The following is a 7,569-nucleotide window of genomic DNA, read 5'->3' as shown; positions in this document are numbered from 1 at the left end:
TATTCACGACGAGTAAAGTAGGTGCGTAAAGACATGATTACCCTAACTATTTTGTTATTAATCAGACCCTTTTTTCTGCTGAGTAGGCCAGCGTTAGCCTCTTGTGCTCGTCTTCTCTCCGATTTCGCAGCATCATGGCTTCCTAGCCGTCAAAAAAAAGCGCCATATCGCCATGAGCTTGGCTGGCATCGCAGATGACCGATTACCCTATGTGATCTTTTGCATTTTGACCGTGGTCGGTATCAACATGCGGCCATTCTTCGTCGTGGCTACCATGAGCGGGGCGACTCCGGCCCTTTTTTGAGTGCTCTCTTTCACAATATCCCGTATTAAACCCCTTCGCTCTCTGTGCCGCATGCGGCCACTTTCTTGTTGCATCGCCACTGGGCAGGTTTCAATTCGCTGACCAGCACTCCGATAACAATCAGCGCGGCTCCCACAATGGCTAGGCCGGGTAAACGGTCGCCGGCAATACGACTGACAATGCCTGCCCACAACGTTCGCTGGCGTAGATAACGGTGGCGCGCGTAGGGGATACTGCCTTTTGCGCCCAGTTCATGGTCAGTTGAATCGCAATGCTTGCGGCACCCAGACCGATGCCGCCCAGCAGCCAGGCCCAGGAGAACGCGGGCAGCGGCTCACCGGTCGCGGGCATCAGCAATAATGAGAGCAGCCCCGCAGTCAGCAACTGTACGGTGGTGACCCGGCGCACATCGACTTTTCCGGCGAAATGGCCAATAAGAATGATCTCGGCAGCAATTGCCAGCGTGCTGAGCAGCGTGGCCCATTCACCCCGGCTCATGCTCAGATGGCCCGCATCGGGCCCCGCCAGCAACATCAGGCCGACAAACGCGAAAACGATACCCATCAGACTCATGACGCCGGGGCGTCGCCGCAACACCAGCCATTGCAGCAGCGGCACCAAGGGGACATACAGAGCAGTAATAAACGCGGATTGGCTGCTGGTGATGGTTTGCAGGCCATAGGTTTGTAATCCGTAACCCAGAAGAATGTTCGCCCCGATGGCAAAACCTGCATAGCACTCCTGAAGCGTCAGCCCGGCCAGCGCGCGCCGAAAGACCAGCAGGCTGATGACGCCCGCCGTGGTAAAACGCAGCCCAACAAAAAACAGCGGACCACTGTGCTGCATGGCTAAATGGACCACTAAAAAGGTGGTTCCCCACACTAATGTGATCAGGATCAGCGCCCACTCCTGGGGCTTGATGCCCAGTATAGGTTGGGAAGAAGCAGAGAAATAACGTTGCATTGCGTGTCTGGGCAAATGTGATTGGCCGTCCATCATAGGGGGAATAGCGCGTTAAGGCTATCGCCACCGCACGTTACGCTGGTGCTGTGTGGGGCTAAACCGGAACAAAAAACGCTTATCGCGGCAGGATTGGCTACGCTTACAGAAGGCGATAGAGGTCGCCTCTACATTATTACTTTCCCTTTTACTCTCCCTTGAGAAGGAAAATAACCATGTTCAAGAAAAGCGTGCTTATCCTTGCCTCATTGCTGATGCTCTCCGTGTTGACCGCTTGCAATACCACCCGTGGAATTGGTCAGGATGTCGAAGCGGGTGGGAAAGCCATTCAACGCAGTGCACAATAGTGCCCGGTCAGTAAACATCGTGGTGAGCGACGATTAAATGATGCTGAGCGGCGGTCATCCTATAGACAGCCCGCCCGCCGCAGTGATATATCTGTGATCTTCCTTCACCCCCACAGCCGTGTGTGGTAGAGAAACGGGTATTTTGCGTAGCGGAATGGATGGAGAAGTACGATGTCGCCGTTGTTTATTACTGGTCGCCGTTGTTTATTACTGTAGGTATGCTGACCCTGAGCAATGTGTTTATGACGTTCGCCTGGTATGGCCATTTGCGCTATTTCAGTGAACGAACCTGGCTGATTGCCGCACTGGTCAGTTGGGGGGATTGCGTTGTTTGAATACCTGTTGCAGGTGCCGGCCAACCGCATCGGCTATCAGGTGGCCTTGGCGGGGCAGCTAAAGATTTTGCAGGAAGTGATCAGCCTGACGGTATTTATTCCATTCTCGATGATCATTTTGAAAGAACCGTTCCGTACCGATTTCATCTGGGCCGGTCTCTGCTTGCTGGGGGCGGTGTTTTTCATGTTCAAAGATAAAATTTTGGGTTAATGATACCTGCTTTTCACGCTATTTCTACGGCTGGTTCACGTAGCCAGCCGTATCTCACTTCACGATAACTTCCGTACTTCAGCAGTCGCGGGCATCAGCACGGTACCATCCTCAGCATGGGGTGCCATGTAGGGAATCGGGTTGCCCGTGCGCGTGTCGATCAGTACCGAATGGCGCTCATCTGGCTTGAACAGGTGTTGTTCTCCCCATTGTCGTAACGCCACCACGACCGGAAACAGATTTTCTCCCTCAGACGTCAGTACGTACTCCTGGTAGGCAGTACCGTCCGAGGCGTCCTGCATCTCAAGAATGCCTGCATTGACCAGTTTGCGCAGACGATCGGAAAGAATGTTGCGCGCAACGCTCAGGCTGCGTTGAAAATCGCCGAAGCGGCGTACGCCATCGAAGGCGTCACGCACAATGAGCAGCGACCAACGATCGCCGACCACATCGACGCAGCGTGCAACGGGACAAGGTTCGTCATTCATGGTTTTGCGGTTCAGCACGGCATTTCCTGACGGTTTGGTGTGTGATAGTTATCAAGTTGCATTTTAAAACCAGATCGCCTAGCATTCAATCGGTTTTATTTTGCAACTGGAATCCATAGCGTTAAATCATGAAGCGTTCCCTTACATCCCCCTTGAGTCAAAGCAGCTCGCTGGCCCAGTCTGCTGACATGCCCCGCGGCCTGATAGCGCTGTTCGCTATCGCCAGTGGTTTGAGCGTGGCAAATGTCTATTACGCACAGCCGTTACTTGATGCGCTGGCAACGGATTTTGGCATCAGCCAGGCCACGGTTGGCGGTGTCGTCACCGCTACCCAGGTTGGTTGCGCCCTGGCGCTGCTACTGCTGGTGCCATTAGGAGACCGTGTTGATCGTCGTCTCTTGATGGTCATGCAGCTATCGGTGATGGTCATGCAGCTATCGGCGTTGGTAGCCGCATTGGTCACCGTTAGCATGGCATCGTCTGCACCTGTGCTGCTGGGCATGCTGGCCATTGGTCTACTAGGAACCGCGATGACACAGGGATTAATTGCCTATGAGCCAGCACAGCCTCCTCCCATGAACGGGGGCGTGTTGTTGGCGCGACGCAAAGTGGTGTGTTTATCGGCCTGTTGCTTGCGCGGGTGTTTGCGGGGGGCGTGAGCGATCTTGCGGGTTGGCGTGGTGTTTACTTCTGTGCTGCGGTGCTGATGCTAGCGATAGCGCTACCGTTATGGTTGCGGCTACCGGTTTTTCCTCCATCACAGCGGCATATGCGCTATCCGCGGCTGATCGCTTCGATGTTGACGCTACTGCGACAGGAAAGAATATTGCAAGTGCGTGGCATGCTGGCATTACTGATGTTTACCGCCTTCAACATCTTCTGGAGTGCGCTGGTGCTGCCGTTGAGCGCGCCGCCTTATGGTTTCTCGCACACGGTCATCGGTGCGTTTGGGTTGGTGGGGGTGGCAGGCGCACTGGCTGCCTCACGCGCTGGACGATGGGCGGATAGGGGGGGTATGCCCAGCACACCAGCGCGCTTGCACTGGTGACATTACTGCTGGCATGGTGGCCTTTGTCGCTAATGGATGAATCGCTATGGGCGCTGGTTGTCGGGATTGTGCTGCTCGATCTGGGAGGGCAGGCGCTGCACGTGACCAACCAAAGCCTGATATTCCGTGCCCGGCCTGAGGCGCATAGCCGTTTGGTTGCCCTCTACATGCTGTTTTACGCTCTTGGCAGCGGGATTGGCACGTTCAGCACAACCCTGACGTATGCCCATGCTGGTTGGCAAGGTGTGTGTGCTGGGTGCTGCTGTCAGCCTGCTGGCACTGCTGTTGTGGTGGAAGACGCGCAGGGTTGCCACGCAAGAGGTCGTTTCGGTAGGACACAAGAATAAAAAGACCACTGATCAGGAAGGTCTGATAAAAAAAACGGCCCGCTGTGCGGGCCGTAGCAGATGACATCTAATAGCCTGTTACAGGGTGACAACACCGATAACGGTGACAACACTCAGGATGGCAGCCAGACCGTAGAATACCCATTTCCCTGCCGGAACGTGGATTTTCAGGTCATGCATCAGGTGATGCAGACGGTGTAAACCACACCAGATCGGCAGAATAATCATCAGCAGCAGAAACAGCCGTCCAATAAGACTATGGGAGAAGGCGGCGATGCGTTCATAGCTCAGCGCGTCGGGGAACATCCCCAGTGGCAGCAGCACACCCACCAGCAGGATAATCACCGGTGAGAAAATGGCGGTCCACATTCCACCGGCACCGAACAGTCCCCAGAAGGGAGGCTCATCGGAACGTTTTGGTGTTGGATTAATCACGTTGTTCCCCTCCAATCAGAATAGTAACGCGATGGCGAGAATAGCCAGCATGACAATGACGGTTACAGCCCACAGCCCTTTGATAACAGGCTATGGCCCCATTTTTTCATCTTTGACGATGATGATGCTGGCTTTGGGCGCCAGTTCAAACCAGGACTTGGTGTGAATAGCCGCAGCCACCAGCGCGATGATGTTGAGCAGCAGCACCAGCGGATTTTGCAGGAAACCGACGAATCCGGCCCAGCCTTCTGCGCCGTGTTTCAAGGAAAATACGCCATAGATCAGCACAATGCTGAACCATACCGCAGGGGCGGCGGTCATTTCACGCAGCATGTAAAAGCGATAGAACCCGAGCCGTTGCCACCAGCTTGCAGGCATGCTGCGAACGTATGCTTTACGCTTGATTGTCATTGTTGCCTCCCTCATTGCGGTTTCAGCATAGCGATCATGAAGTCCTTGGCGCTCTCCACCTTGCCTTGCTGAATGGCAGCGGCAGGATCGACATGCTTCGGACACACTTCTGAGCAGTAACCGACAAAGGTACAACTCCAGACGCCGTTTTTGCCGTTCAGTTGCGGCATACGCTCTTTCTTGCCGTGGTCGCGGTTGTCCAGGTTGTAACGGTGCGCCAGCGTGATGGCTGCCGGCCCGATAAACTCAGGATTAAGACCAAACTGTGGGCATGCGGCGTAGCACAGACCGCGGTTGATGCAGCCAGAGAACTGATGGTACTTCTCCATCTGCGCCGGGGTCTGCTTGTTGGCGCCGTCGGCGGGCGTTTTGTTGTTGCCGATGATGTAAGGCTTGATGGCTTCCAGACTTTCGATGAAGTGGGTCATATCGACCACCAGATCGCGTTCAATCGGGAAGTTACCCAGCGCTTCCACCTTCATGCCGCTGGTTGCGTAGTCGCGCAAAAAGGTCTTGCACGCCAGCTTCGGCACGTTATTCACCATCATGCCGCAGGAGCCGCAGATAGCCATACGGCAGGACCAACGGTATGAGAGGTCCGGTGCCAGGTTATCTTTGATGTAACCCAGAGCATCCAGCAGGGAGGTTTCCCGGCTGTAAGGCACCTCGAACGTCTCGATGTGTGGTGCCTTATCGGTTTCTGGGTTGTAGCGCATGACTTCCATTTTCAGGGTAGCTAACTCAGCTATTCGCTTGCTCCTTCTTGCTCTTTTCCTGTGCTTCCGCTTCGGCACCGTACACGCGTTTTGCCGGTGGCAGCGTGGTGATTTTCACGTCGCCATAAGCCAGACGCGGTGCGCCGTTCGGGTTGTAATACGCCAGCGTATGCTTCAGGAAATTCACGTCATCGCGCTCGGTGCAGCCTTCATCCAGACGCTGGTGGGTGCCGCGCGACTCTTTACGATTGATGGCGGAGTGCGCCATACACTCTGCGACGTCCAGGCTGTGGCCCAGCTCGATGTTGTAGAGCAGATCGGTATTGAACACGCTGGAGTGGTCGTGAATTTTAACGCGCTTGAAGCGTTCTTTCAGCTCGGCGAGTTTATCCACGGTTTTCTGCATCAGGTCGGTGGTGCGATAAATACCGCAGCCTTCTTCCATCGACATGCCCATCTCGTCGCGGATTTTCGCCCAGCTCTCGGTACCTTCCTGATTCATCAGGGAGTGCAGGTGTTGCTCAATATCGCGAGTCTGTGCATCCAGCGCGCTGCCGTTGGCGGGCGCGGCTTCTTGCGCACGGCGTACCGCGTTTTCTCCTGCCATGCGGCCAAACACCACCAGTTCTGCCAGTGAGTTGGAGCCAAGGCGGTTAGCACCGTGCAGGCCCACCGAGGAACATTCGCCAGCAGCAAACAGCCCTTTGATGGTGGTTTCGATACCGCCCATGGTGTAGTGCGCCGTCGGACGAATCGGAATCGGCTCTTTCACCGGATCGACGCCGACGTAGGCTTTTGCCAGTTCGCAGATAAACGGCAGACGCTCTTTCAGCTTTTTCTCGCCTAGATGGCGCAGGTCGAGGTAAACCACGTCGCCCAATGGGGTGGAAATGGTGCGACCTGCACGCCATTCGTGCCAGAAGGCTTGCGATACCTTGTCGCGTGGGCCCAGTTCCATGTATTTGTTTTTCGGCTCGCCGAGCGGCGTTTCCGGTCCCATGCCGTAATCTTGCAGATAACGGTAGCCATCTTTGTTGACCAGGATACCGCCTTCACCGCGGCAGCCTTCGGTCATCAGGATGCCGGAGCCCGGCAGACCGGTCGGGTGATATTGCACGAACTCCATATCGCGCAGCGCCACGCTGTGGCGGAATGCCATGCCCATGCCGTCACCGGTGACGATGCCGCCGTTGGTGTTGTAACGGTAAACGCGACCCGCACCGCCGGTCGCCAGCACCACCGCGTTAGCGCGGATCTGCACCAGTGAGCCTTCCATCATGTTGATGGCGACAAGACCGCGCTCCTGACCGTCATCGACCAGAATATCCAACACAAAGTGCTCATCAAAGCGTTGGATTTGTGGGTATTTCAGTGAGGTCTGGAACAAGGTGTGCAGCATGTGGAAGCCGGTTTTATCGGCGGCGAACCAGGTGCGCTCTATCTTCATACCGCCAAAACGACGTACATTGACGGAACCGTCGGGTTTACGGCTCCAGGGGCAACCCCATTGTTCTAGCTGGATCATTTCCTGTGGGCACTGATGAACAAAATGCTCAACGACGTCTTGCTCGCAGAGCCAATCGCCACCCGCGACCGTGTCGTGGAAGTGAAAATCGAAACTATCGTGATCCTGAGTGACTGCGGCTGAACCACCCTCAGCGGCCACGGTGTGGCTACGCATTGGGTAGGCTTTTGATATCAGTGCAATTTTCAGTTGGGGATTAGCTTCATCGGCAGCGATTGCCGCACGTAAACCAGCGCCCCCGGCCCCGATAATGGCCATAAAGGTTTGCACTGCACTCCTCCAGTTACTAAAGTTAATTAAATTAAAAATAATATATTCTATTCGTTAATCTCTCTATTTCCCGTCGAACGCTTTCTGTAATTCATCGATATTTAAAGCAATTCACGGACACATATTAAGAATAGCTAAACCTATATTTTTTATGTGGAAATTATTATACCGA

7 protein-coding genes and 3 pseudogenes are annotated in these 7,569 nt (G+C 54.8%); 4 read left to right on the top strand and 6 right to left on the bottom strand.

Features of this window, described 5'->3' with window-relative positions; translation table 11 throughout:
- Window positions 1-329: 329 nt before the first annotated feature.
- Window positions 330-1,267 (bottom strand): annotated as a pseudogene (locus ACMZI0_RS16640) (DMT family transporter).
- A 212-nt stretch (window positions 1,268-1,479) separates the two neighbouring features.
- On the opposite strand from ACMZI0_RS16640, the gene ACMZI0_RS16635 reads away from it, so the two are divergent.
- The 3 genes from ACMZI0_RS16635 to ACMZI0_RS16625 all read left to right on the top strand — a co-directional run bounded on the left by ACMZI0_RS16635 (window position 1,480) and on the right by ACMZI0_RS16625 (window position 2,157).
- Entirely contained in the window at window positions 1,480-1,611 is a 132-nt protein-coding gene (locus ACMZI0_RS16635; protein WP_415673784.1) for an entericidin A/B family lipoprotein, read from the top strand.
- A gap of 122 nt (window positions 1,612-1,733) precedes the next feature.
- Window positions 1,734-1,946 (top strand): DMT family protein, encoded by a 213-nt coding sequence (locus ACMZI0_RS16630; RefSeq protein ID WP_415673783.1) that lies wholly within the window; start codon window positions 1,734-1,736, stop codon window positions 1,944-1,946.
- A complete protein-coding gene (locus tag ACMZI0_RS16625; RefSeq protein WP_415673782.1) occupies window positions 1,939-2,157 on the top strand; it encodes a DMT family protein in 219 nt (72 codons plus the stop codon). The genes ACMZI0_RS16630 and ACMZI0_RS16625 overlap by 8 nt, the downstream gene beginning before the upstream one ends.
- 59 nt (window positions 2,158-2,216) lie before the next feature.
- Here the strand turns inward: ACMZI0_RS16625 and ACMZI0_RS16620 are convergent, their stop codons facing one another.
- A complete protein-coding gene (locus ACMZI0_RS16620) occupies window positions 2,217-2,645 on the bottom strand; it encodes a winged helix-turn-helix transcriptional regulator (protein WP_415673790.1) in 429 nt (142 codons plus the stop codon).
- Between the two features lie 128 nt (window positions 2,646-2,773).
- Between ACMZI0_RS16620 and ACMZI0_RS16615 the strand changes: the two are divergent.
- Window positions 2,774-4,008: pseudogene (locus tag ACMZI0_RS16615) on the top strand (MFS transporter); the annotation flags it as partial.
- A gap of 110 nt (window positions 4,009-4,118) precedes the next feature.
- Here the strand turns inward: ACMZI0_RS16615 and frdD are convergent.
- The 4 genes and pseudogenes from frdD to frdA form a co-directional block, all read right to left on the bottom strand.
- Complete coding sequence (gene frdD, locus ACMZI0_RS16610; protein ID WP_222159798.1) at window positions 4,119-4,475, bottom strand: fumarate reductase subunit FrdD; 357 nt, start codon at window positions 4,473-4,475, stop codon at window positions 4,119-4,121.
- Between the two features lie 15 nt (window positions 4,476-4,490).
- Window positions 4,491-4,886: pseudogene (gene frdC, locus ACMZI0_RS16605) on the bottom strand (fumarate reductase subunit FrdC).
- An 11-nt stretch (window positions 4,887-4,897) separates the two neighbouring features.
- Window positions 4,898-5,635: a succinate dehydrogenase/fumarate reductase iron-sulfur subunit gene (locus ACMZI0_RS16600; protein WP_415673789.1), complete on the bottom strand. Its 738-nt coding sequence runs from the start codon at window positions 5,633-5,635 to the stop codon at window positions 4,898-4,900.
- On the bottom strand, window positions 5,628-7,397 hold the full coding sequence (frdA, locus tag ACMZI0_RS16595) for a fumarate reductase (quinol) flavoprotein subunit (RefSeq protein WP_415673781.1): 1,770 nt from the start codon (window positions 7,395-7,397) through the stop codon (window positions 5,628-5,630). Before frdA ends, ACMZI0_RS16600 begins: the two co-directional genes overlap by 8 nt.
- Between the last annotated feature and the right edge of the window lie 172 nt (window positions 7,398-7,569).

The organism is Symbiopectobacterium sp. (assembly GCF_047692315.1).
Lineage (GTDB): Bacteria > Pseudomonadota > Gammaproteobacteria > Enterobacterales > Enterobacteriaceae > Symbiopectobacterium.
Note: the sequence above shows the minus strand (reverse complement) of the source record. Positions and strands in the feature narration are given on the sequence as shown.

Excerpts from the sequence above, each read along its gene's own strand:
- ACMZI0_RS16635 (WP_415673784.1), top strand. The coding sequence starts at position 1,480 with ATGTTCAAGAAAAGCGTGCTTATCCTTGCCTCATTGCTGATGCTCTCC.
- ACMZI0_RS16620 (WP_415673790.1), bottom strand. The coding sequence starts at position 2,645 with ATGAATGACGAACCTTGTCCCGTTGCACGCTGCGTCGATGTGGTCGGC.